This is a genomic window from Alishewanella jeotgali KCTC 22429 (assembly GCF_000245735.1).
Taxonomy (GTDB): domain Bacteria; phylum Pseudomonadota; class Gammaproteobacteria; order Enterobacterales; family Alteromonadaceae; genus Alishewanella; species Alishewanella jeotgali.
This window is the reverse complement of record NZ_AHTH01000020.1, coordinates 71289-92729: the sequence shown is the minus strand read 5'-3', so window position 1 is coordinate 92729 and position 21441 is coordinate 71289. Positions and strand designations below refer to the sequence as shown.

General features: G+C 50.8%; 24 protein-coding genes. 8 read left to right on the top strand and 16 right to left on the bottom strand.

Annotated elements, in window-relative coordinates; genetic code table 11:
* The first annotated feature begins 194 nt into the window (after positions 1-194).
* Positions 195-662 (top strand): hypothetical protein, encoded by a 468-nt coding sequence (locus AJE_RS18435; RefSeq protein WP_138984215.1) that lies wholly within the window; start codon positions 195-197, stop codon positions 660-662.
* Here the strand turns inward: AJE_RS18435 and AJE_RS08110 are convergent.
* A complete protein-coding gene (locus tag AJE_RS08110; protein ID WP_008950443.1) occupies positions 580-1053 on the bottom strand; it encodes a hypothetical protein in 474 nt (157 codons plus the stop codon). The two genes, AJE_RS18435 and AJE_RS08110, sit on opposite strands and share 83 nt — an antisense overlap.
* Positions 1053-1613, bottom strand: a complete 561-nt coding sequence (locus AJE_RS08105) for a DUF6942 family protein (protein WP_008950442.1) — start codon at positions 1611-1613, stop codon at positions 1053-1055. Before AJE_RS08105 ends, AJE_RS08110 begins: the two co-directional genes overlap by 1 nt.
* A 233-nt stretch (positions 1614-1846) precedes the next feature.
* Here AJE_RS08105 and AJE_RS08100 point away from each other — a divergent pair, with 233 nt between their 5' ends.
* Together AJE_RS08100 and AJE_RS08095 are read left to right on the top strand one after the other, a co-directional pair.
* Positions 1847-3877, top strand: coding sequence for a S9 family peptidase (locus AJE_RS08100; RefSeq protein WP_008950441.1), 2031 nt, complete (start codon positions 1847-1849; stop codon positions 3875-3877).
* Between the two features lie 131 nt (positions 3878-4008).
* A complete protein-coding gene (locus AJE_RS08095; protein WP_008606338.1) occupies positions 4009-4401 on the top strand; it encodes a DUF4920 domain-containing protein in 393 nt (130 codons plus the stop codon).
* Between the two features lie 53 nt (positions 4402-4454).
* Here the strand turns inward: AJE_RS08095 and AJE_RS08090 are convergent, their stop codons facing one another.
* The 3 genes from AJE_RS08090 to ccoG are packed head-to-tail and all read right to left on the bottom strand — an operon-like array spanning position 4455 to position 7570.
* Entirely contained in the window at positions 4455-5090 is a 636-nt protein-coding gene (locus AJE_RS08090) for a thiol:disulfide interchange protein DsbA/DsbL (protein ID WP_008950440.1), read from the bottom strand.
* Between the two features lie 46 nt (positions 5091-5136).
* A complete protein-coding gene (locus AJE_RS08085; RefSeq protein WP_039928317.1) occupies positions 5137-6132 on the bottom strand; it encodes a serine/threonine protein kinase in 996 nt (331 codons plus the stop codon).
* Between the two features lie 4 nt (positions 6133-6136).
* The gene (gene ccoG, locus AJE_RS08080) at positions 6137-7570 is read right to left on the bottom strand and encodes a cytochrome c oxidase accessory protein CcoG (protein ID WP_008950438.1); all 1434 of its coding nucleotides are present in this window, start codon (positions 7568-7570) and stop codon (positions 6137-6139) included.
* Between the two features lie 167 nt (positions 7571-7737).
* On the opposite strand from ccoG, the gene AJE_RS08075 reads away from it, so the two are divergent.
* Positions 7738-8100 (top strand): hypothetical protein, encoded by a 363-nt coding sequence (locus AJE_RS08075; RefSeq protein WP_008950437.1) that lies wholly within the window; start codon positions 7738-7740, stop codon positions 8098-8100.
* 13 nt (positions 8101-8113) lie between these two features.
* Positions 8114-8536: a DUF3010 family protein gene (locus AJE_RS08070; RefSeq protein ID WP_008950436.1), complete on the top strand. Its 423-nt coding sequence runs from the start codon at positions 8114-8116 to the stop codon at positions 8534-8536.
* A gap of 74 nt (positions 8537-8610) precedes the next feature.
* Here AJE_RS08070 and AJE_RS08065 read toward each other — a convergent pair whose 3' ends face one another.
* From AJE_RS08065 to AJE_RS08055, 3 genes are all read right to left on the bottom strand, one after another.
* Positions 8611-8928, bottom strand: coding sequence for a hypothetical protein (locus tag AJE_RS08065; protein WP_008950435.1), 318 nt, complete (start codon positions 8926-8928; stop codon positions 8611-8613).
* Positions 8915-9613 carry a nucleotide-binding protein gene (locus AJE_RS08060; protein WP_008950434.1) on the bottom strand — a complete coding sequence of 233 codons (699 nt, stop codon included), beginning with the start codon at positions 9611-9613 and terminating at the stop codon, positions 8915-8917. The genes AJE_RS08065 and AJE_RS08060 overlap by 14 nt, the downstream gene beginning before the upstream one ends.
* Before the next feature lie 212 nt (positions 9614-9825).
* Positions 9826-11769 (bottom strand): DNA topoisomerase III, encoded by a 1944-nt coding sequence (locus tag AJE_RS08055; protein WP_008950433.1) that lies wholly within the window; start codon positions 11767-11769, stop codon positions 9826-9828.
* A 324-nt stretch (positions 11770-12093) separates the two neighbouring features.
* Here AJE_RS08055 and AJE_RS08050 point away from each other — a divergent pair, with 324 nt between their 5' ends.
* A complete protein-coding gene (locus AJE_RS08050; protein WP_008950432.1) occupies positions 12094-13851 on the top strand; it encodes a coiled-coil domain-containing protein in 1758 nt (585 codons plus the stop codon).
* A 13-nt stretch (positions 13852-13864) separates the two neighbouring features.
* Here the strand turns inward: AJE_RS08050 and AJE_RS08045 are convergent, their stop codons facing one another.
* From AJE_RS08045 to AJE_RS08025, 5 genes are all read right to left on the bottom strand, one after another.
* Complete coding sequence (locus AJE_RS08045; protein WP_008950431.1) at positions 13865-14758, bottom strand: type 2 periplasmic-binding domain-containing protein; 894 nt, start codon at positions 14756-14758, stop codon at positions 13865-13867.
* Between the two features lie 214 nt (positions 14759-14972).
* On the bottom strand, positions 14973-15278 hold the full coding sequence (locus AJE_RS08040; RefSeq protein ID WP_008606325.1) for a type II toxin-antitoxin system RelE/ParE family toxin: 306 nt from the start codon (positions 15276-15278) through the stop codon (positions 14973-14975).
* Between the two features lies 1 nt (position 15279).
* Entirely contained in the window at positions 15280-15519 is a 240-nt protein-coding gene (locus AJE_RS08035) for a type II toxin-antitoxin system ParD family antitoxin (protein ID WP_008606322.1), read from the bottom strand.
* A gap of 165 nt (positions 15520-15684) precedes the next feature.
* The gene (locus tag AJE_RS08030) at positions 15685-15963 is read right to left on the bottom strand and encodes a superinfection immunity protein (RefSeq protein ID WP_008606321.1); all 279 of its coding nucleotides are present in this window, start codon (positions 15961-15963) and stop codon (positions 15685-15687) included.
* Between the two features lie 202 nt (positions 15964-16165).
* Positions 16166-17623 carry an amidohydrolase family protein gene (locus tag AJE_RS08025; protein ID WP_008950430.1) on the bottom strand — a complete coding sequence of 486 codons (1458 nt, stop codon included), beginning with the start codon at positions 17621-17623 and terminating at the stop codon, positions 16166-16168.
* Positions 17624-17866: 243 nt separating this feature from the next.
* On the opposite strand from AJE_RS08025, the gene AJE_RS08020 reads away from it, so the two are divergent.
* The gene (locus AJE_RS08020; protein ID WP_008950429.1) at positions 17867-18391 is read left to right on the top strand and encodes an RNA polymerase sigma factor; all 525 of its coding nucleotides are present in this window, start codon (positions 17867-17869) and stop codon (positions 18389-18391) included.
* A complete protein-coding gene (locus AJE_RS08015) occupies positions 18381-18974 on the top strand; it encodes a hypothetical protein (RefSeq protein WP_008606317.1) in 594 nt (197 codons plus the stop codon). The genes AJE_RS08020 and AJE_RS08015 overlap by 11 nt, the downstream gene beginning before the upstream one ends.
* A 26-nt stretch (positions 18975-19000) precedes the next feature.
* Here the strand turns inward: AJE_RS08015 and AJE_RS08010 are convergent, their stop codons facing one another.
* The 3 genes from AJE_RS08010 to AJE_RS08000 are packed head-to-tail and all read right to left on the bottom strand — an operon-like array spanning position 19001 to position 21415.
* Complete coding sequence (locus AJE_RS08010; protein ID WP_008950428.1) at positions 19001-20104, bottom strand: SLC13 family permease; 1104 nt, start codon at positions 20102-20104, stop codon at positions 19001-19003.
* Between the two features lie 44 nt (positions 20105-20148).
* Complete coding sequence (locus AJE_RS08005; protein ID WP_008606313.1) at positions 20149-20652, bottom strand: GNAT family N-acetyltransferase; 504 nt, start codon at positions 20650-20652, stop codon at positions 20149-20151.
* Positions 20653-20665: 13 nt separating this feature from the next.
* Entirely contained in the window at positions 20666-21415 is a 750-nt protein-coding gene (locus tag AJE_RS08000) for a kinase (protein ID WP_008950427.1), read from the bottom strand.
* Positions 21416-21441 lie beyond the last annotated feature (26 nt).

Sequence of the window (21441 nt, the reverse complement as noted above, 5' to 3'; positions counted from 1 at the left end):
GACTAAGCTTTGGTCTCTGCTCCAATTTAGTGGCGCCATCCGTGTCTCCCCAAGTTTATTTTCGCTAGTAAAAGCATATTAACTAAAAAGTCCAAGATCATTGCTTATATCGCAAAGACTGAGATGGCGTACAAGATTTGATTGACTCTAGCTGCTGGGCTATTATCAATTTTATAACGGAAAGGAGATCTGAGATGTCAAGCGAAGAGAGCTTAAGAGTGGTGCTGAAACTACAACGGATTCAGCTTATACCTGGTTGGCTCAAGCTGTTAGCGATTTTAGGGCTTGGGTTTCACCTGCTGTCATATTTTTTCTTGGCTTTCTATTGGTTTCAACCACACCTCTCTGACGCTGTCAGCATCAACATTGAACGCTCATTCGCCAATTTTATCCTTGTCTCTGCTTGTTTTGTTGTTGTAATCAGCAGTATCTGGGGCTTAATTCAAGGTTATAACTGGGCTCTGAATATTTGCATCTTCTTAGTTGGCATCAGCATGTTCACTGATATTTTTGCGCTACTGTACAAAAGTGACTTCGACCTGATGCTCATTCTTGAAATGCTCGTACTCGGGCAGCTTGTCAAACTGCATCTCGCTTGGAGCAAGGTGAATTGCTCTGCGCCAAATACCGCTGTAACGTCTCCACCCGCTTGGGGCGGTTAAACAGACCATATAGTTCCAGCCAGTCGCTGGCGGGCATAAAGCAGATCTGGTTTTGCCAGTAGCAGCGTTCCGGGTGGAATGTCCATTCGATTAGCCTGCCTTGCTGTAGCACGGCAATGCCGGCCATCAGTTCAATATCACGCTGCCCCGGCTGGCTAAAGCGGGCAAAGTGGCGGGTGACAAAGTCAGGGTTAAAGGTTACGGCTTCTGGTGAATAATGCTGAGCTAACAGCTGGCAAATGGCGTCGAAATCCTGCTCGCGGCAAACCACGTCGATATCGCCCGGGTTCGCCTCCAGCCCCAATTGCCAGAGTAAACAACTGCCACCAATACCAAAAGGGTAAGGTTGTAGTAAAGTCGAAAGCTGCTGTAACTGCGCAGACAGGTTCATTAAAACGTCTCCAACTGCCGAATCAGGCTAACCAGATAATCAATTTTCTCATTATTAAGCTGCCGGTAGTCAAAATACGGGCAAACCAACAGCCGTTGCCGCTTATCAATAGCAAATTCGGCAGTTAGCCACTGCAACTGTGCTGCTAATCCCTGTTCCAGCAGCGCTTTGGCAAAGGTGCGGCCGGCAATAATATGGATGCGATCTGTTACCGGCTCAAGCTGTGGTGCGGAAAATAATAGCGCAGTATCACTACCGTTTTGTAACAGCCGGCTATCGCGATAATCTTGCCAGCTGGCGGCATGCTGGTGGAATGTAAACAACGGCGTTTGCGGCAGCGCAAATAGCAGCTTGGCGTAAACATTAAACACCTTGCGCCAGCCATTGCCGCAGGCCTGATTGATCAGCGCGATTTCGCCGCGGCATAGCGGCTGAATCTGGGCCAGAGCCTGATATTCCAGCATGGGTGGTCGGTTCGCGACATAAACACAAAAGCGGGCATCGGGATCACCCAGGCCATACTGGCTTGTTGTCTGTATTTGATTGGGCTTGCTCACCATTGGCTGTCTGATATCCGGCGTTACAACGGCCGGCAGTATAGCAAAATCCCTAAGGCCCTATGACAGACTTTTCCAATACACATCAGATATCAAGCGGCCGGATCATAAAGCCAGTAGCAATACCACCAGGTGGCATTTCCGACTAAAACGCCGCATGCTGCGGCAAAACGGCTTGGGCCAGTCCGCACTTGTGCTAACATCGCAGCGACAATAAAAAACAACCGGAGTCCAAGATGAAAAAACTACAGCAACTCTGGCTGTTACTTCTGTGGTTACCGCTGGCGGCACTGGCCAGCAGCGAACAGGATAACAGCTTAAGTGTCGAGCGGATGTGGCAACTGGAGCGCATAGGCAGCCCGGTAGCCTCCGCTGACGGTAAGTTTATCGTTGCCCCTGTTACCCGCTTTGATGTGAAAGCCGATCAGGGCCATACCCGTCTATGGTTATTTGACGACAAGGGCCAGCAGCGACCGCTGACGGTGGATGGTATGCGCGCCAGCGAAGCGACCTTTTCGCCGGATGGCAAAACCCTGGCCTTTATCAGCCAGCGTAATAAAGATGAAGCCGGCCAGATTTACCTGCTGCCATTAACCACACCGGGTGAAGCCCAGCGCTTAACTGAAGTGCCAACCGGGGTTTATGGCATTAAATGGGTAGGTGAGCATCTGTATTTTATCAGCCGCGTTTGGCCGGGTAAAAACTGGGAAGAGATGGCGGCAGAGTTAAAAGCCAACAAAGACAAAAAAGTCTCGGCCTGGCAGTGGAACGCCTTACCCTATTCCCATTTCGATCACTGGATTGACGAAAACCGCCAGGCTCATGTGTTCCGTATTCCGGCCAAAGGCGGTACTGTTGAGCCGGTAACCCAGAAATTTGGTCTGGAACTGCCTCGCTCCAGCCAGAGCGCCAGCAGCTACGACGTGCACCCGCAAGAGCGCTTTATCGCCTTTAATGCTAACGGTTCAGACAATACCGTTGATCCGAAAATTGATATTTTCTTAGCGGCTATTGGCAGCGATAAAGCAGAAAATATCACCCCGGATAATCAAGCACCGGACAGCAACCCAAGCTTTAGCCCGGATGGCAAAAGCTTAGCCTTTAGCCGGCAAAAAATTCAGGGTTTTTATGGCGATACCGCCCGGCTGATGATTTATGATCTGGCAGCGAAAACCACGCGCGAACTGACGGGCAACTGGGATCGTTCAGTTAGCAACTTTGTCTGGAGCAACGATAGCCGTAGCTTCTTCGCCAGCATTGATGACGCCGGCACCAGCCGCCTGTATCAAATTGATGCCCGCAGCGGTAAAGAAAGAGCCATTACCAAAAACACCAGCTTTAACAGCCCGGCCCTGGCTGGCAATAACGTGCTGGTAGCCACCAACGAAAGCTTTATGTTCCCGGCACGGCTGGTCAAAGTGGATATCCGTAACGGTCGCACTACCCGTCTGGACAGCTTTAATGATGAGTTGCTGGCAAAAACCGAGCTGGGTAGTTACGAGTCGGTTACCTATAAGGGTGCTGATGGTAATGACATCCAGATGTGGGTACATTACCCGGCCGGTTTTGATAAATCGAAAAAGTATCCGTTATTCCTGCTGATCCATGGCGGCCCACACAATGCCATTACCGACAGCTTTAGCTACCGCTGGAATGCGCAAACCTTCGCGTCCTGGGGTTATGTCACCGCCTGGCCTAACTTCCACGGTTCCAGTGGCTTTGGCCAGGACTTTACCGATGCGATTAACCCGGACTGGCGCACCAAGCCTTTGGCTGATATTCAGGCCGCCACAGCCTGGTTCCAGAATCAGCCCTGGATTGACAGCGAGCGTATGGTGGCCGGTGGTGCCAGCTATGGCGGCTACTTAACGTCAATTCTGCTGGGTACCGAGCATCCGTTTAAAGCCCTGCTGATCCATGCCGCGGTATACAATATGTACTCGCAGATGTCGGCTGACTTTGCAGTGCACTCCACCCGCTTTGGTCACTACTGGGATAACCCGGAGATCTATAAGAGCATTTCGCCACACTACTATGCCGGCAACTTTAATACTCCGACTCTGGTGATCCATGGCCAGCTAGACTACCGGGTCCCGGTTGGGCAGGGCTTTGAGCTGTTCCGCACCCTGCAAAGCCGCGGTGTCGAGTCGCGTATGATCTACTTCCCGGACGAAAACCACTGGATCCTGAAGCCAAATAACTCGATTTATTGGTATAACCAGGTGAAAGACTGGATGACCCGCTTTGCCGAGCCGGGTGCCCGCTAAGGGTTAAACTAAATATCTAAACGCAGCGCAATGCTGCGTTTTTTTATCTGTAAAGGCCGGCAGATGCTGGCAAAGACCGCATATTACAGGTAAATTGCATAAGAATGCTTCTTATTTAACTTGAGGGTACTATGAGATTAATCACTACCGCATTGAGCTTGCTACTGGCCTCCGCTGTTATTGCAGCAGAGCCGGTAACGTTTGGTGACACCGTCAATAAGCAACAAATCACCGCCGTTGCCAGCATTTTGGCTAAACCGGCAGCTTATCTGGAGCAACAGGTTACGGTAGTAGGCGAAGTCACCGGGGTTTGCACTAAGCAACAGTGCTGGATGACGCTGGCTACCGCCGAAAATGAGCCGCGCTTTCGGATCAAGGTGCGGGACGGTGATATGGTGTTTCCGTTAAGCGCCAAGGGTAAAACCGCCTACGCCACTGGCACGGTTAAAGTCTGGCCACAGGGTGAAGGCAAGCCAGATGCGTATCAGCTGGTACCAACTGCCGTTGAAATTGCCGGCGAGTAAAACGACAAAGGCCAGCGTCACGCTGGCCTTTGACTTGCACTGACTAAACTGTCTTAATCTTTACTCAGCAGGTATTCGACTAACTGCTGCATTTCCTGCTGCATATTACGCTGACTCAAGCTCTCATTCAGGATCTTATATTTACCATTCACCACCAGCATGGGCACACCGGTCAGCACGCGGCGTTCGCTCAGCTCCTGCTGCTCTTTCATCATCTGATTGACCGCACCACGCACGCCAAAGCTGCGCATGGCTTTATCATAGGTTTCGCCATCAATATCGTTAATCAGGACCAGATTACGGATATCGTCTTCGCTGCGAAACGGCACCCGGCTGCGGTGAATTTGGTTAAAAATGGCAGTCGACACCTGATCACCTTTACCCAGGTTTTTTGCGACCACATAAGCGCGTGCCAGCGCATTTTGAATTTCCGGTGACGCAGCGCGAATAAAATCAACATGGAATTTTTTAAACTCTACCCCGTCCGGCAGAGACTGCGCCAGACGCTGGGCAATAGGCTCAAAAGCGTAACAACCACCACAGAAGAATGAGAAATATTCTTTCACTTCCGGCTTGGCGGTTCTCTGCTCAGCAATCACTTCATAGTGCTTACCAACCTGAAAATTACTGGCGACGGCAGACAGGGGTAACAGCACAGCTGCCGCAGCAGCTACTAACCACTTTTTCATTCTAAAACCTCTGATCAATAAGGATGGACGCAAGCTTAACAAATTCTCAGTAGTCTGGCACCAGACTTAACGGTGGTTGTTGCAACAGCGCCAATTGCTCTTTTAGTGCCAGGCATTGTTGTTCCCAGTATTTGTCTGTCGCAAACCACGGAAAGTTCATTACAAAGGCCTGATCCTGCCAGCGCTGCGCCAGCCAGGCCATATAGTGAATCATACGCATCGCTCGCAGCGGTTCGATCAGTTTCAACTCGGCCCGGTCGAAATCACAGTATTGTTCATATTCTTCCAGCATCAGCTCCAGCGTATCACGCTGCTGTTGCCGGTCACCGTTTAACATCATCCACAGGTCCTGCATCGCCGGCCCGCTGCGACAGTCATCCAGATCCACAAAGAACGGGCTTTCCCCGTTGTAAAACAAATTACCGGCATGACAATCACCGTGTAAGCGGATCACGGTTTTCGGTTGGTATTGCCGGCTGGCTTCAGCAATCACCTGCTGCAGCGCCGAATCAAAGGCCGGGCGTAAATAGGATGGGATCAAAGGCAGCGCCGCCAGTACCTGCTGACTATGCCGCAAATGGCTGTCGATGCTCAGCTGGGGGCGTGCCTGAAACACCTGTTGCCGGCCAACCTGATGCAGCCGGCCTAAAAAGCGCGCCAGTAATGCCAGCTGGTCGTCATTGTCGATCTCCAGGGTTCGGCCACCACGGCTTGGGAAAACCGCAAAATAAAAGCCCTGAAACGGTAACACACTCTCACCATCAAAGCACAATGGCGCCACCACCGGCACCTCATTAGCCTGCAATTCAAAAGCAAACTGATGCTCTTCCTGAATCTGCGCCAGACTCCAGCGCTGCGGGCGATAAAACTTCACCACATAGCGCGCGGCGCTGACCGCATTATCGCGATAAGCACTAAACTGATAGACACGGTTTTCATAGCTGTTCAGTGCCAGCAGGCCTGAACTAACGTCCAGGCCATAGTGGTGTAGCGCATCAAGAATCAGCTCCGGCTGCAGGGTAGAGAAATCAAATTGCTGCACTGGCTTAGCGACCACTGAAGAATTTATTACCCTGCTCGGCCCGCACTTCAGGCGCATCTTTGTGATGCACGCTAAAGGTCAGGTCCAGCACCGGGCGTTTCGCCTCATAAGGGTCCAGCGCCAGGCTGACTACCACATTGCGACTCTCGCCACCGGCCAGCTCCACCTCGGTTGGCCCCAGCCATTGCAGGTTATCAATACCGGTTACCGTTAATACCAGAGTCTTCGGCTGTTGTGACTTATTGATAATACCCAGGGTATAGGTGTTTTCCACCAGCCCTTCCGGCGTTTCCCGGTACAAGGCGCCGCGATCACGGATAATATCCAGCTCCAGCGGGGAGCGGATTGCCAGATTCACCATAAAGGCACCGCATACCACCACCAACACCAGAAAATAGCCAACCAGTTTTGGCCGTAACACCTTGGCCGGCCGGCCTTGCAGCGTATGTTCGGTGGTATAGCTGATCAGGCCTTTCGGATAGCCCATTTTCTCCATAGTATCGTCACAGGCATCGATACAGGCACCACAGTTAATGCACTCATATTGCAAGCCATTGCGAATATCAATGCCGGTTGGGCAGACATGCACACACAGGTTACAGTCAATACAGTCGCCCAGGCCTTTTTCCTTATAGTTCGCATCTTTTTTACTACGCGGGCCACGGTTCTCGCCACGGGCGGCATCATAGGTGACGGTGTAGGTATCTTTATCAAACATCGCCGATTGGAAACGGGCGTAGGGGCAAATATGCGTACACATAATTTCCCGCATCCAGCCGGCGTTACCATAGGTACAAAGCGTAAAAAACAGCACCGATAAGGTAGCCCAGAAGCCGGCCTGCCAGGTAAAGAACTCAACAAACAGCGGACCGATAGGGGTAAAGTAGCCAACGAAAATCAACGCAGTGAACAAGGCAAATGCCAACCAGCAGAAGTGGGTTAATGCCTTGCGCCAGAACTTATTAAAGCTCATCGGTTCCTGATCCAGCTTCATGCGCTGATTACGGGTACCCTGGATCTTTTCTTCAAACCACATAAAGATAAAGGTCCAGACCGTTTGCGGACACATATAACCGCACCACACCCGGCCATAGAAGGTTGTTACAAAGAACAGGGCATAGGCGGCAATCATAAACAGCCAGGCCAACAGGGTAAAATCCTGTGGCCAGAGCGTCAGGCCGAAGATATTGAATTTTTGCTCAAAGATATCCAGCAAAATTGCCTGGTGGCCATCGAACTGGATCCAGGGCAACACGAAAAACAACGCCATAAACACAAAACCAATATTGCGACGCAGGCTTTGGTGTAACCCCTTTACTGCCCGGACATAGATCCGATCCCGGGAAGCATACTTATTTGGATTGCCCTCGGGCGGGCGGTGAATTTTTACTCCGGTTGGAATATTTTTTACTTCAATTTTTTGCTCGTCCACCATCATTCCCCAGCTATGACTACCAGCCTGCTTAGTATATCAGTAACCCGTACCGAATTATTGATATAAAATAAAAGTACATCAGGAAAGACTGAAGCAGCGGCTGTTGCCGCTAATGCAGTTTAGCCAGGATTCAGGTAAGATCGCGTCTAAGTTGTTGCCGGAGTCAGTACATGAAAACCTTTTTCTGGTTCGTCGTCATTTTTTTGCTGTTGTTAACCTTTTCCGGCGAGCCGCCGCTAAAGCCGTATCGTGACAAAGTGGTTGATTATGCGGTGAGCCTGATCCCGACTGAATGGCAGTCTGACTCACAGGCGCTGGCCTCGATCCAACGTGAACTTAAGGATTACAGTAAGTCACTGGGGCTGCGGCAACAGGAGTTTTTAGCCGCAGCGGCCGAGAATAAAGACTCAGTGTTACGTTTCAGACAAAATTACTGTATTAACAAAGATTTTAACCCGGTACTTTTTGGTGAGCCCTTGCAGCGTAGCTGTGCCATTATTGAAAAGTACTATGACCGCCTGAGCGGCAACTAAACAGGATACTAAGATGCGCGTATGTGGCGTTGAGATTAAAGGCAGTGAAGCAATTTTATGCTTAATGGAATACCAGGACGGTTTGTTTAACCTGCCGGATTGCCGGCAAACCCGGATTGCACTGAGTCAGGATAATCAGTCCGATCAGGTACGTAAATTTCAATTTGCTGTGCGCAAGTTAGTCGAAGATTACAAGATCCAGCATCTGGTGATTAAAGAGCGGCCACAAAAAGGCAAGTTCGCCGGTGGTGCGGTCGGATTTAAAATTGAGGCGGCGTTACAACTGCTGGACAATTGTAATGTTAGCCTGTTATCCGCTACTGAGCTAAAAGAACAAATTAAACGCTTTCCATTACCGGTCGATTTCAAAGCGACCGGATTAAAGGCGTTTCAGGAAACCGCTTTTTTGACCGCTTACGCCTATCTGGCGCGTTAACGTAAACAGATTTTCGGCTCGTGCCGCTACTTAGGCAGCGGCACGAGCTCAGATTTCAGTTACTGAACCACAGCCTAACTGCCACCCGGTGGTAATTTGGCTTTCGCCGTTTTTACCTTGGCTAAATCAAACTGCACTGACTTGGTCGCACGCAAAATCAGCTTGCGGATCAGTTTGGATTTGGGTTCACCGGTTAATTCACTTAACTCACTCAGGGCGCTAATCGCTTCTTCACTCAGGGTAAAGGTCGCATGGCGCATCGGGAGCCGCGGCGGCTCGTCTTCTTCCGGTAATAATTGCCGTAAGCTGACGATTTGCGGCAGCCCCAAGGCGTAGTTATGTGCATCATCAATAAACTCATCAACGGTAAAGCTGGGTTTATTTGACTGCAAAGACTTTTTCTTCAGGTCGCTTAGCGCCATCTTCTTGAATCGCCTTCATCGACAGGAGTTCTTCAATAATTGCCCGGATTTCGCCGGCGGCCTTGCCGTCGTTATCCACATCCATTACCGACAAGCCTTTTTCTTCACTGTCGTCATAGATATTACGGCTGTAAGTGATGTTTTCCAGCACCCGCAAATTAAAACTTTTACATACTTCTTTCGCATCCAGAATGCGATTGGCCTGATTTGGCAGGGCCGGACATTGCGTCAGCACACAGCCGACGATCATGTCCGGGTTAACCACGTTACAGGCGCTGACTAAATCTTCCAGGTGCTCCAGCGTTTTTAAGTCTCGCCGCTTGGGGCGCAACGGGAATAGCACATGGCTGGCAACTACCATTGCCGAACGTAAGGCTACGCTATCCTGACCACCGCAGTCTACCACCACCACATCATAATGCATTTCCAGACTTTTCAGCTCGTAACGGATCTTACCGTACATCTGTACGCAGTTGATCCAGGGTAATTCCGGATTCATATGGCGCTCTTGCACCCAATCCGATGTGGTTCGCTGCGGATCGCAGTCAACCAGCATGACATTGGCATTCTTTTCCCGCGAAAAGTAGACGGCTATATTCTGCGCCAGACAGCTTTTGCCACTGCCACCTTTTTCACCACCAACTAACAATATCATTTTATGCACCTTCTCTGTGTAGAAACAGCGTTGGCTGTTCGCTCTGACGACATACCCGCCAGGGCGTGCCACCCCTTGCTCAGAAGAGCGATGGCACGTCATAAGTGTAGGCGAATTTCCTGCTATCTCCAGCCAGTAGCCAAAAAAGCGGCTGCCGACGGTTTGTTGAGCCTAGTGCAAAATATCGCCAACGCCTATCTAGCCAATATGCATCAGGCGGTACGCTTGGCACGGCGGGGCCTGGCGGCACGTCGCCTTTTTACCGCATAACCCTTTTGGGCTAACCCCTGAAAGGACTGCGGCTGCGCGTCGATGTCCTGTAGCAAGCTGGTAAGTTCCTGCTGTAGCGGCTGCATAAAATCACGGTAAGCCAGTTTTTTTTCAGCTATCGCTTCTAACTGCGCTTCCCATTGCGCGGTCATATCGGGTAATACCAGGCGTGGCGGCAAGCAACCAATAAACTGCCGGCCCACCGCAGTAGCGCGGATCTCTTTACCCTGCTTGTGTAAAAACCGGCGCTTGAACAACAGCTCGATAATGCCGGCGCGGGTCGCTTCAGTACCCAGGCCATCAGTATCCCGCAGGATCTTTTTTAATTCCGGGTCCTGCACATAACGGGCAATACCGGTCATGGCCGCCAGCAAGGTGGCATCGGTAAAGGCTTTGGGCGGACTGGTTTGTTTCTCGTCCAGCTTGCCGGCAACACATTGCAGGACGTCACCGGGCTTTACGTCGGGTAATGGCCTGGCCGCATAATCTGAGTTGGGCTGACTATCCTTGCCGGCGCTGACGCCGCCGGATAACAGCTGCTTCCAGCCCTCGGCAATGACCGACTTTTGCCTGGCAATAAAGAGTCCGCCGGCGACTTCGCTATCGATTTGATGTTCGACATACTGAAAGGAGGGGTAAAACTGCATTAAGTACTGTCTGGCAATCAGTTCGTACAGCTGCTTCTCCTCGCGGCTTAAGCGGCTGGCATCGATACTGGTCGAGGTTGGGATAATGGCATGGTGCGCCCCGACCTGGGCGTCATTCCAGGCTTTGCTATGTAAACTCAGATCAGCAGTCGTCACCGCACTGGCCAGATTTACTGCCGTTTTCGCAATGGCCTGACTCACGCTATGACGGTCTGCAAAATGTCCTGTTGGCAAATAGCGGCAATCTGAACGGGGGTAGGTGATCAGCTTATGCCGCTCATACAGTTGCTGACAGAGATCCAGCGTACGTTGGGCGCTGAGATTAAAACGCCTGGCTGCATCGATCTGCAGTGCCGATAAGCTGTATGGCAGCGGTGGTGCTTGCTTTTTCTGCTCGCGGCTCACTGCTTTCACAACAGCGGCCTGGCCGCTGACTTTCTGTACTACGGTTTCGGCCAGTTTTTTCAGCAGTACCCGGCCCTCTTCGTCCTGATAAGGTGCGCAGGCAGCACTGGGCTGCCATTTGGCCTGAAATTGCTGCTGTTGTGCCGTTTGCAGCGTAACCCACACCTCATAAAAGGGCTTACTGACAAAGTTTTCGATCTCGAGGTCACGCTGCACCACTAAACCCAGTACCGGAGTTTGCACCCGACCAATCGATAACACTCCCTTATAACCGGCATCCTGACCCAAAAGTGTACATAAACGCGTCATATTAATGCCGTACAGCCAATCGGCTCTGGCGCGGGCCAGTGCCGAGGTCGCCAGTGGGATAAAGTCACTATTTGGCCGTAAATCCTGTAGCGCCTTTTTAATGGCTGCCGGGTTCATATCATTAATCAGGCAGCGCCGGGTAGCGGCCAGTTTCGCCTGGCTGACACCGGCATAGTGGATCACTTCATCGACCAAGATCTGTCCCACCCGATCCGGATCCCCCATATTCACCAGTTGTGTTGCCTGCTTGATCAGCTGCTTTACTACCTGAAATTGCTTACTGGTCTGGCGTTTTACCTGTTGCTGCCATTGCTGGGGAATAATGGGCAAATGCGCTTTGCGCCAGCTTTTATATTCCGGCGCGTACTGCTCTGGTTCGGCTAATTCCAATAAGTGACCAATGCACCAGGTCACCACATCACCGGTAGCAACTTTGATAAAGCCGTCACCGGACTGGTGCGGCTTGGGCAAAACAGCGGCCACGGCACGGCCGACACTGGGCTTTTCCGCGATATATAGGATCATCAGGCACAACAACTGTATAAATAATCAGTTAATTTAGCGGTAAAATTTAGCTTTGGCAAAGTGTATCGCGCAAACCAAGGTTTTACCCCCTAATACCTTCGGGCTATTCCGCTGCTTTTTTACACGCTTTCAGCGCGCAAAATAATGCAGGTTAAAAAAATAATTTATTAAAGATCAATATGATGAATTAAATCCGCAGCTAACACCTTGCGCTGTGCAAATTTTGTGCATTTAGCCTTTGCGCAAGGCTCTGCCATTCCTTAAGCTTTCATTCCGGGCAGCGCATAGCGAACACGCCCATTGGTTGGTAAAAGGTAAAGAATCATGTCGCAATATACTGATGTTAAGAAGATCTGTGATGATTTAGAGAGCTCTGGCAAGGCGGTGTCTCTGGATTACTTGCTGTCTAAAGTATCAGATGCTCAGGCTACCGTGGTGTCGCACTATAAAAAGTGGCGCACCGAGCAGGTGCAACAGCGACAGCAGGACGCTGCAAACTCAGCGTCGGTTTTCAGCGAAGACTTTATGGCAGCCTTTCAGCGGGAAGCCCTGAAGCAGACCCAATGGCAAACCGACCAGTTAAATAAACAGTTAACCGAAGCACTGCAGGCCGAAGTTAAAGCGGTGGAGCAGGTGCAACTGTTGCAACAAAATTTACGCCAGGCAGAGCAGCGTAAATCTGAACTGGAACAAGCACTGGCTAACCAGCAACAGCAGCTGGCATTGCAAGCTGATAATTTTGCCAATGTCAGCTTTGAGCGTGACCAGTTACAGCTGGAGCAGCAACAACTGCAACAGCAGTTAACCACCCAACAGCAGGCGCTGGAGCAGGCGCAACGGCAATTAGCCAATGCCGAAGCAGAAGCCGAACTTAATCAGCAGCAACTGCAACAATATCAACAGCAGTTGCAGAAGCAACAACAGCAACTGGAAGATACGACGCAAGAGTTACAGCAGCTGGAACAAAACTATCAGGCAGCGTTAACCCGGCTGGAACAGTTGCAACAGCTGCAGGATGAAACCGCCGCTTATCAGCAACAACTGACGGCCAATGCTGCCCAACTCGCTGCGCTGCAACTGCAACTGCAACTGGCAGAGCAGGAAGCCGACGCGAAACAACAGCAATTAACTCAGTTACAGGCGCAATGGCAGCAAGAACTGGCGGCGCAACAACAGCGCTTTGATAGCCTGAACGATGAGCATGAACAACTGCGCAAGCGCAGCACCGAGCAGCAACGCCAGTACTTCGAAGCGAAGAAACAGATCCATCAACAGTTGGCCGAGTACGCCGATCAGTGTGCTGAACTGACTGCCGAACGCGATGCGGTACTGGAGCAATTGGCTGGTCGCGGCCAGAATGGCGCAGCAGAGCTAACGCAGCAACTGCAACAATTACGGCAACAAAATCAGCATTTGCAGCAAGAATTGCAGCAACGGATCAGCGTAGAGGTGGTTGCAGACACTGAAGAAGTGGTACAGCTGCGCGAACAACTGGCCAGCCTGCAACAGCAGCATCAGGCCGCTGTGGCAGAACAAACTGCACAACAGGCCATGCAAACGGAAGCGTTACAGCAAGCACAGGCACAGCTTGCCGAGCTGCAACAGCAACAGGCTGCGGTAGCTACCGTTGATACAACCCAGTTGGATAGTCTGATCGCCGAACGCGATGAAGCCATCGCAGCGGCGGCCCGTCAAGCCGATCAGGTGGCGGATTTAACTCAGGAGCTGGCGCAGTTAAAAGCGATGCTAAACGCACCGGCCACTGAGAACTCTGACAATGTGGAACAATTAAGAGCCACTATTGCGCTGTTAAAACATCAGAGTGCCCTGACGGCTAATCATCAGGCAGAGCAACGTGAAATCATTAAACAACTGCGGGAAGAGCTGCAGCAGCAACGCGATCAGGCCTCGCAGATCCAGGCTGAGCGTTATCAGTGGTCGAAGCAAAAACTGCAATTGGAAGAACAGGTTAATTTTGTGAAATCAAATTCTGCTGCCACTATCGAACGACTAACCCGTTACCGCGAACAGGCGCAGGAGCGGATTGAGCAGTTGGAACGCAAATTACAGGAATGTTGTTAAGACGGCAGTAGTTTTACTGCCCTTTGCAAGCCGCAGCCGGCGCCGCTAATAACTGCTCCGGCGTATAGGCAAAGCGCAGCAGCGCCTGACGGCTGGCCTCACTTAGCTGTGGGTTTTCCAGTTTTAGCAGCTGCCGCTGCTCACAGCGTAACTGGTCAACAATGGTGCCATAATGGCGGCGAAAATGCTGCTGCACCACGCCATCGGCATAGGCCTGCTCCAGGCCTTTTTGTAAACGCTCGGCCAGCTGCGGAAAACTCTGCGACACAAAGATCATCGACAGCTGCGGATAATGCAATAACAAGCGCCGTTCAGCCACCAGACCCGTTGCATGCTCACTTTGCAAATCGCGTGCTAACTCATCCGCACTGCGGGCAAAACAATCGAAGCGCTGCTGGCGCACCATCTCAAACAGCAGCGTATATAAGGGGTTGGTGACAACTGTCAGGCTGTTATGCCGTAACACCGCTACGTCCGGCCAGTGGGTGCCTTGTCCGATTGTCAGATCGGCCTTTTGCCAATCCTGTAACGTCTTAACCGGCTCAAACTTATACTGCTGTCCGCTATTGATAATGCAGATCCGATAACCCAACAGCCCCTGACTTAATGGAAAATACACCGGTAGCAGATCGCGTTCGCGTTCCGGCGAAGGCGCAAACACCACCAGATGTAACAGCTTGCCGTCTTTTAGCAGTTGCTCGGCCCGGCCTTGCACCATCTCACCACCGAACGTCAGGGTAACAGGCCCATAATCCGCTTCAGTAACCTTTAACGCATACTCAATCAATTCGCGGTGCGGTGAGGTTTCCAGGTAATCGGCAGCGATAATTGGCGTAGCCGCACCTACCGCCGGGAGCTGCAATGCCAGCCAACAGCCCAGTAATAATCCGGAGCAAGCTAAACGCATAGGGTTCCTTCCTCTTAACACTGAGTCCGTTACTGACATTAACACTCAGTAAGCTTAAACCACAACTCCGACTTTATCAGAGCATATTCCAAGCGAATGATATAGGTAATATTACTCTTGGTTAAAGTTGGACAAACTGTATTTCAGTTGCTGCATATGCAGCAACTGCTAAGGAGCCTGGTACCGCTGCTGATTTTAAATGAGGGCGATAGTATTAGGCTGTAACAGTATCGGGGGCGAGTGTCCAATCTTCCAGACGGTGCCGCACCCGGATGATATAAATGTCGGTATCTGCTGTTACCTGATAAATAATAAGATGTGAGCCAACCGGGTGTAGATGTACCGGTGGGCTAATTTCTGTTCTAATTGGCGCCGCCAACGGATTCGCGGCTAAAAAATCGAATGTTGCGGCTAATTGGTTGTGATAACGCCTGGCTTGCTGCTCACCAAACTGTGTTGCACCACTAATGAAGATATTAATAATATCCTCTTCAGCCAGCTTACTTAGCTGATAGGCCATATTAAGCGCCCATTCGGGCCATAGCTTCTGCGGCTAACTGCACCATAGTCCGCTCTCCAGTACCGCTGGCAAGCCCTTCGGTAACCCGCTGTTGTAACTGGGCAATTTTTGCTGCTTGTTCCTGATCGCGCCGAATTAAATCTCTAACATAATCACTGGCGTTACTATAACGGCCATCCTTTGCTTGCAATTCAACCCATTGCTTCATGCTGTCAGGTAAAGACACATTCATCGTTGCCATTTATCTACTCCCGTGACTATCGAGGCTTATTAGCACAAAAGAGAGTATGGCAAACTTTGCCAATAAATCAAAATATAACTGGCCCCGGTGTTAATTTAAATTAACTAAAGCATTGCGCCTGCAACAGGCTTGTATGCAGGCGCAACTCATTTTCTATAACCTACTTCACGAAACCGGCTTTAACCGCGCTTTTGCCGCTAGCTTTTCGCCTAATTTGCCAGTTACCGCCCACACAATTAGCGCACCCCAGGCGATCACAGAAAAGCCTGCTGGTACATTTAGCAGCGCAATTTTTCCAAGATGGCGGCGGTTAAACAGCAGCGCTAGCAGACTGGGTAGAAACCATACCGCGAAGAAAAATAGACCAAATAACACCAGAAATACCCAATCGGCCTCTTGCCAGGTGTTACTGAATGTTGCGATCCACTGATTTAACATATCCATGACTTAGCCCTCTTGTTGAATTTTTTGTAACGTTGCGTCGATCACGATGGCAATCAGCCACATGGCGACAAAAAAGATGCCGAATCACACCAGCTCATTGCTATTACTTTGATACCAGGCTGGACTAATTTGCGTTAAACACTGTTGTAGTATTTCCATGATTTTTCCTTAGCTAGTAACATTAATTGTTTAGAGAAGGTGGTTAAAATTCAAACTGGCTTAGCGAGCTCAGTTGCGCCTTTAGCGCCTCGACCTGCATTAGGTTTCCCTGCTGCACCACAGTATGTAGGGTGTTAAGGGCATGCAGATCCGTAATTGGGTTAGCGGCTAACACAATAAAATCGGCGACATAACCTGCTTTTAGTTGCCCGTGATCGGTTAGCCCCAGATGATGCGCCCCACCACTGGTTGCCAGCTGTAATACCTGCCAGTTGCTTAAGCCGGCAGCTTTCGTCAATTCCAGTTCCCGCAAATAAAATGGGCCACTGGCAGTGCTGTCAGTACCTATCGCCAGCGGCACACCGGCGTCGTACAGACGTTTAAACAGTGCTTGTACTTTCGGTAATTGCTGCTGCGCCGCAGCAAAGTCTGCTGTGCTCCAGTCATAGCTGGGGGCAGCCATTAGCGCGCGCCAACGCTGGCGCATTTGAGGATGAAATACCCACATGGCGTCTTCTGGATAAATAGCATCAAGTTCTCGGGCAAAATAAAACAGCTCATTGACCACCATAGTTAAGTCGATACGCGTTTGCTGTTTTACTAAGGTAGTAATCAAACGCCGCATGGGCTCACTGTCGTAGTCCACATGCTGGAACCAACTATAAATAAAACGTTGGTTATAGTGGTTTTTACGCTCGGCTTGATAAGCTGCTTTGGCGGCGCCAGTTAACAGCTCAGCACTGGTGGGGAGGGCATGAGTTAAAATATCAATCCCTAAATCAGCAGCATATTGCCAGCTAACACTGTCCAAGTGTGCGATGGTTTTAAGCCGGGCCTCACGTGCTAAGCGCACGCCTAAAGCAACTTCATCTGCGGTCAAACCGGTATATAATTTAATGTAATCCACCCCCAAGGCTTGCTGTTTAGCAATTTCAGCCCGCCAACTGGCTTCATCCGTTGGGTAAATGGCTCCTCCGAAGATGGGCGTAGGTTCAAACACGTATCCGGCATAATGCAATTTCGGACCAAGCCATTGCCCTGCCTGCTGTTGCTGCACGTAATCAGCATTGGCCTGCGGATCCCCGGCGGGACTAAAGGCAGTAGTGACACCTGTCGCTAAGGTACTAATGGCGTGATAGCGGGTTACTTCACTATGACCTGCCATCGTTAGCACGGGTGCGCCGTCGCGCATTTCAACGCGGTGGGGCCCTGCCGTTAGATGTAAATGCACATCAATTAATCCCGGCAGTACATACTGTTGCTGTAAATCAATTTGTTTACTGGCGGCAGGCAAACTGGCAGCTTTTGCTTGGCCCATTTTCACAATACGGCCGTCTTGTACTAATAACCAGCCGTTAGTTAATTGCTGCTCAGTAGCTGGATTTATTAAGGTGGCATTATGATATAGCACGCTTTCGGACGCAGACACTGAGGGCAGTGCTGTAACAACTAAAGGCATGACCAAGGTCAGTATCCAAGGTTTGAATGTTACGGTGTTCATCTTTAATAGCTCCAACATGAATTGGGGATAATTACGGTGTTTGCTGTAGAAGTCGTAACCATGTTGTGAACCGTTACATCTTTTTTTTTAATTTTTTTATGTAACACTTTTGCCATTGCGGCAGACTATACCTAAGCGTTCAGAGAACTATCTGTAAATAACTTGGCTTTAAATAACTAAGCAGGGCGCTGAGCAATAATAAGAACGCTATAAAAATACAACAGAGAACATCGCGAGGTTTGTTTGAGATTTTTTAAGCACAGTGCCAATACGCCAGAGCAGTTTTTACTGCAGCTCTGGCAACACAATCAGGGTGCTATTAGCCGTACCCTGTTGGCTTCAGAGGCCGATCCGGCAGCGCGCCAGGATTTAAAGCAAGATATTTTTCTGGCGCTGCATCAATCAGCAGCCCGTATCCAAGCGGCAGAAATGCCACGGGCCTATTTGTTTCGCATTGTGCATAACGTTACGGTGGATCATATTGCCCGCGCCAGCCGCCAACAATGGCGTAGCTTAGAAGAGGAAGATCAACAGCATTTTGTGCAAGATTGTCCCTCTACGGATGTTGATGAACAGCAACAAAGTCAGCAACTCATGCACGCCGTACGACGCTTATCGCCGGCTAATCGGCAAGTTATTTTGCTGGCAATGGAAGATTTAGATGCCCCAGAGATTGCAGAAATCCTGCAGATCAATCAGGGCACAGTGAGAGTGCGCTTAAACCGTGCTAAAACAGAACTATTGGAGTTAATGCAAAATGGCAGATAACGTTGATTTTGCTGCGCTAGCAAAAAGCTGGCAACAACAAGCGACACCGCAGGAGCAAGCGCCCAGCGCTGAAGATTTAGCCAAAGCCAATCAGCGACAAAAGCGGCAACGATTGCTTATGTATGGCGAATGGTGTTGCGCTTTGGTAATGATGATAGCGGCTTATCTATTCCTAAGGGATATGCAAGGTTGGCTGGGTTATCTTACCGCAAGTTTTTTGCTTATCGGAGCGATAGCAACCCTCTGCGTAAGCTGGAAAGTACATAAACCTATACTGGCTTATGATAATTGGAGCAGCAATGGCCTACTGCAATTTCGGCTGCGCAGTTGTAAGTTAAGCCTGCAATATTATCGATATAACCAGCTTTCCTTTGCAGCCCTTATCATATTTAGTATCTTGTTGTGGCTAGGCAATTGGTGGCAACCGGGCGCTATTGCCCCAAAGGTACTGCAGTTGTATGGCCTGGTGATTTCACCGCTGTCAGTGCTGGGCATTTACTGGCTACAACGAAAAATACAGCAAAAGACCTTGGAGCTGGCGCGCTTAAGCACCCTTGCAACGGACTTTCAGCACGTTGAATAGCATACGTACAGACAACGCTACTCAGGCTATAACAGCAGCCAACCCAATAATACGCTGCCGGCAAACACCGGTAGCGACCAATAGTGGAACTCACGCCATAAACCGGGTTGTTTGCTAAGCCGCAATGCAATCAGGTTGGCCAGCGAACCTATAGCCAGCCCGAAGCCTCCGACACTGACGCCCCAGCTTAAGGCGCGCCAGTCGTCGGTAAAATGCTGCAAAAAAATCGCTGCCGGCACATTGGAAATCAACTGCGACATCAAAGCAGCTCCGGTATAACTGCCTCCAGGCAAGGCCAGCAACTGGGTCGCCAGCTGTTGCATCAGCGGCAGCTGTGCTAACAACCCGAGATCAATAAACATCAGGCTAAACACCACTAATAATAACCAGTCAATACCGCTGACTACGCTGCGCTTGAACAGTAAAAACGCTAATAGCACCAGCAAGGCGGCCTGAGGCGCCAACTGATGTTCCATCGCCAGAATAAATAACGGATAGCCAAGCAGTGACCAGCCAAATAAGCGCCGGTTGTCCAGGCTGGCCTGATGCGGCACTGCTACCGTTAAGTGGCGGGCGCTGAATGCCGGATAGCTGAGTAGCAGGATCAGCGCCAGCAAACTCAGGGCCAGCGGCGCCATCAGTAGTGTAAACTGCCAGAAGCTGTAGCCGGATGCCTGCCACAGCAGCAGATTCTGCGGATTGCCAATCGGGGTTAAGGCCGAGCCGGCATTCACCGCCAGCGCCAGAAAAATAATCAACCGCCCGGTCGCAATACCAGTTAACCGTCCCAGACTTAAGGTAATGGGGACCAGAATAAAGAGCGCGACATCATTAGTGACAATGGCCGCCAGCAGCGCAGCAAACAGCAGCAGTACGGCCGCCAGCAAACGCTCAACATGACACAGTGCCACCAGCCAGCCGGCAAAACGGGCCAGATAACCGCTTTCCTCGAGCGCTCTACTCAATAACATTAAACCGGCCAGCGCCGAAACCGTTTGCCAGTCGATTAACACCAGCACGCCGCCAGCAGTGGTTGGTTTTAACCACAACAACAACGGCAGCAGGCCAAGCAGTGCCAGCAATAAGTAATCTTCAGTCAGGCGGGACAAAACCCGGCGCATTAATGGCATTTTCGGGGCGGTGCTTTAAGACAAAAGAGCACTAGTATAGGGCTTTAGCTAGTCGGTAACAGCAGTTGGTACAATAATACTTCTTCCTGCTGCCAGTTAATCACACCCTGATTGCGAAAACCTAACTTCGCCAGCAACCGCTTTGAGGCATCATTTTCCATGCTGACCACCGCATACAGTTGCGCCAGGTCTAACGCTACCGCCCACTGAACGGCGGCCTTAGCTGCCTCTAGTGCATAGCCCTGGCCGGTATAGTCCGGCAACAAGGCATAGCCGAGATCAGGCGCATCCAGCGTCTCACGCTGAATTAAGCCACAAATCCCGATCAACTGGCCGCCTTGTTGCAACTCGATAGCGCGTAAACCAAAACCATACTGCTGGTAGCTGGCTAAGGGGCCGGCCGTCAAATAGGCGGCCGCCTCGGCTTCTGAGCGTACCCCGCGATCGCCGATGTTGCGGATAAAACTATTGTCGTTTAACAGCTGCAGCATAAAGGGGGCATCGGCCAGGGTCAGCGGCCGCATAATTAAACGGTGGGTATAAATCACGGTGCGTCCTCGGTTAGCCGCTGAACTGCGGCTGCTGCGCCTGATTAAGCACAATAGTATAGTTTGCCCGCGCCGGCAATTGCTGATAACTCAGCTGCGTCAGACGCTGAAATGGCAACATAAAACGTGCTAACTGCTCAGTCGTCATTCCGGTACCGCGTTGTTGCCAGAGCTGTTGCTCCTGTTTAGCGCGCCAGCGGCAAACACTGTCCCAATCCGGCGCTTTAAGCCAAATCAGCGGCTGCAACAAATCAAAGTAGGGTTGATAGCTTGCCGCCAATTGCTGGTTGACATAACGGCGCCAGGCACCGCTGCTATCTTCGGTGGCCTCCAGTTGATTCACTGGCGATACCAACCCGGATTCTGCTTCTGCCGCCAACCCCAAACACCAGCCTTCGACAATCAATAGATCCAGCTGTGCAGCAGGCCGGTCTGGCAAAGAATCATCCAGGGCTTTATCAAACCGCGGTAAGGCGACGGCTGCACCGGCCAGTACCTGTCTGGCATCACTGAGCGCCCGTCCGATATCGTGCGTACCCGGTACGCCACGCTGCGCCAGTAACGGATGCACAGTACCAGCTAGCTGCTGTCGCGCCTGGCGTGTCAGATAGTAGTCATCCAATGAGACCGCAGCACAGCCTATACCCTGCGCCAGCAACTCAGTAACCAGCAAGCTGGCCAGGGTGCTTTTGCCAGTGCCCTGGGCACCTGTGATGCCAATAACGGCTGGCGTGCTGTGCGCCCGCAGTTGCCGGCTGAGCATGCTTAATATTGCTTGATAGTTTGAAA

What these genes read in the sequence shown, in the direction of transcription:
- AJE_RS18435 (WP_138984215.1), top strand. Translation starts at nt 195, where the DNA reads ATGTCAAGCGAAGAGAGCTTAAGAGTGGTGCTGAAACTACAACGGATT.
- AJE_RS08110 (WP_008950443.1), bottom strand. Translation starts at nt 1,053, where the DNA reads ATGAACCTGTCTGCGCAGTTACAGCAGCTTTCGACTTTACTACAACCT.
- AJE_RS08105 (WP_008950442.1), bottom strand. Translation starts at nt 1,613, where the DNA reads ATGGTGAGCAAGCCCAATCAAATACAGACAACAAGCCAGTATGGCCTG.
- AJE_RS08100 (WP_008950441.1), top strand. Translation starts at nt 1,847, where the DNA reads ATGAAAAAACTACAGCAACTCTGGCTGTTACTTCTGTGGTTACCGCTG.
- AJE_RS08095 (WP_008606338.1), top strand. Translation starts at nt 4,009, where the DNA reads ATGAGATTAATCACTACCGCATTGAGCTTGCTACTGGCCTCCGCTGTT.
- AJE_RS08090 (WP_008950440.1), bottom strand. Translation starts at nt 5,090, where the DNA reads ATGAAAAAGTGGTTAGTAGCTGCTGCGGCAGCTGTGCTGTTACCCCTG.
- ccoG (WP_008950438.1), bottom strand. Translation starts at nt 7,570, where the DNA reads ATGATGGTGGACGAGCAAAAAATTGAAGTAAAAAATATTCCAACCGGA.
- AJE_RS08075 (WP_008950437.1), top strand. Translation starts at nt 7,738, where the DNA reads ATGAAAACCTTTTTCTGGTTCGTCGTCATTTTTTTGCTGTTGTTAACC.
- AJE_RS08070 (WP_008950436.1), top strand. Translation starts at nt 8,114, where the DNA reads ATGCGCGTATGTGGCGTTGAGATTAAAGGCAGTGAAGCAATTTTATGC.
- AJE_RS08060 (WP_008950434.1), bottom strand. Translation starts at nt 9,613, where the DNA reads ATGATATTGTTAGTTGGTGGTGAAAAAGGTGGCAGTGGCAAAAGCTGT.
- AJE_RS08055 (WP_008950433.1), bottom strand. Translation starts at nt 11,769, where the DNA reads ATGATCCTATATATCGCGGAAAAGCCCAGTGTCGGCCGTGCCGTGGCC.
- AJE_RS08050 (WP_008950432.1), top strand. Translation starts at nt 12,094, where the DNA reads ATGTCGCAATATACTGATGTTAAGAAGATCTGTGATGATTTAGAGAGC.
- AJE_RS08045 (WP_008950431.1), bottom strand. Translation starts at nt 14,758, where the DNA reads ATGCGTTTAGCTTGCTCCGGATTATTACTGGGCTGTTGGCTGGCATTG.
- AJE_RS08040 (WP_008606325.1), bottom strand. Translation starts at nt 15,278, where the DNA reads ATGGCCTATCAGCTAAGTAAGCTGGCTGAAGAGGATATTATTAATATC.
- AJE_RS08035 (WP_008606322.1), bottom strand. Translation starts at nt 15,519, where the DNA reads ATGGCAACGATGAATGTGTCTTTACCTGACAGCATGAAGCAATGGGTT.
- AJE_RS08030 (WP_008606321.1), bottom strand. Translation starts at nt 15,963, where the DNA reads ATGGATATGTTAAATCAGTGGATCGCAACATTCAGTAACACCTGGCAA.
- AJE_RS08025 (WP_008950430.1), bottom strand. Translation starts at nt 17,623, where the DNA reads ATGAACACCGTAACATTCAAACCTTGGATACTGACCTTGGTCATGCCT.
- AJE_RS08015 (WP_008606317.1), top strand. Translation starts at nt 18,381, where the DNA reads ATGGCAGATAACGTTGATTTTGCTGCGCTAGCAAAAAGCTGGCAACAA.
- AJE_RS08010 (WP_008950428.1), bottom strand. Translation starts at nt 20,104, where the DNA reads ATGCCATTAATGCGCCGGGTTTTGTCCCGCCTGACTGAAGATTACTTA.
- AJE_RS08000 (WP_008950427.1), bottom strand. Translation starts at nt 21,415, where the DNA reads ATGCTCAGCCGGCAACTGCGGGCGCACAGCACGCCAGCCGTTATTGGC.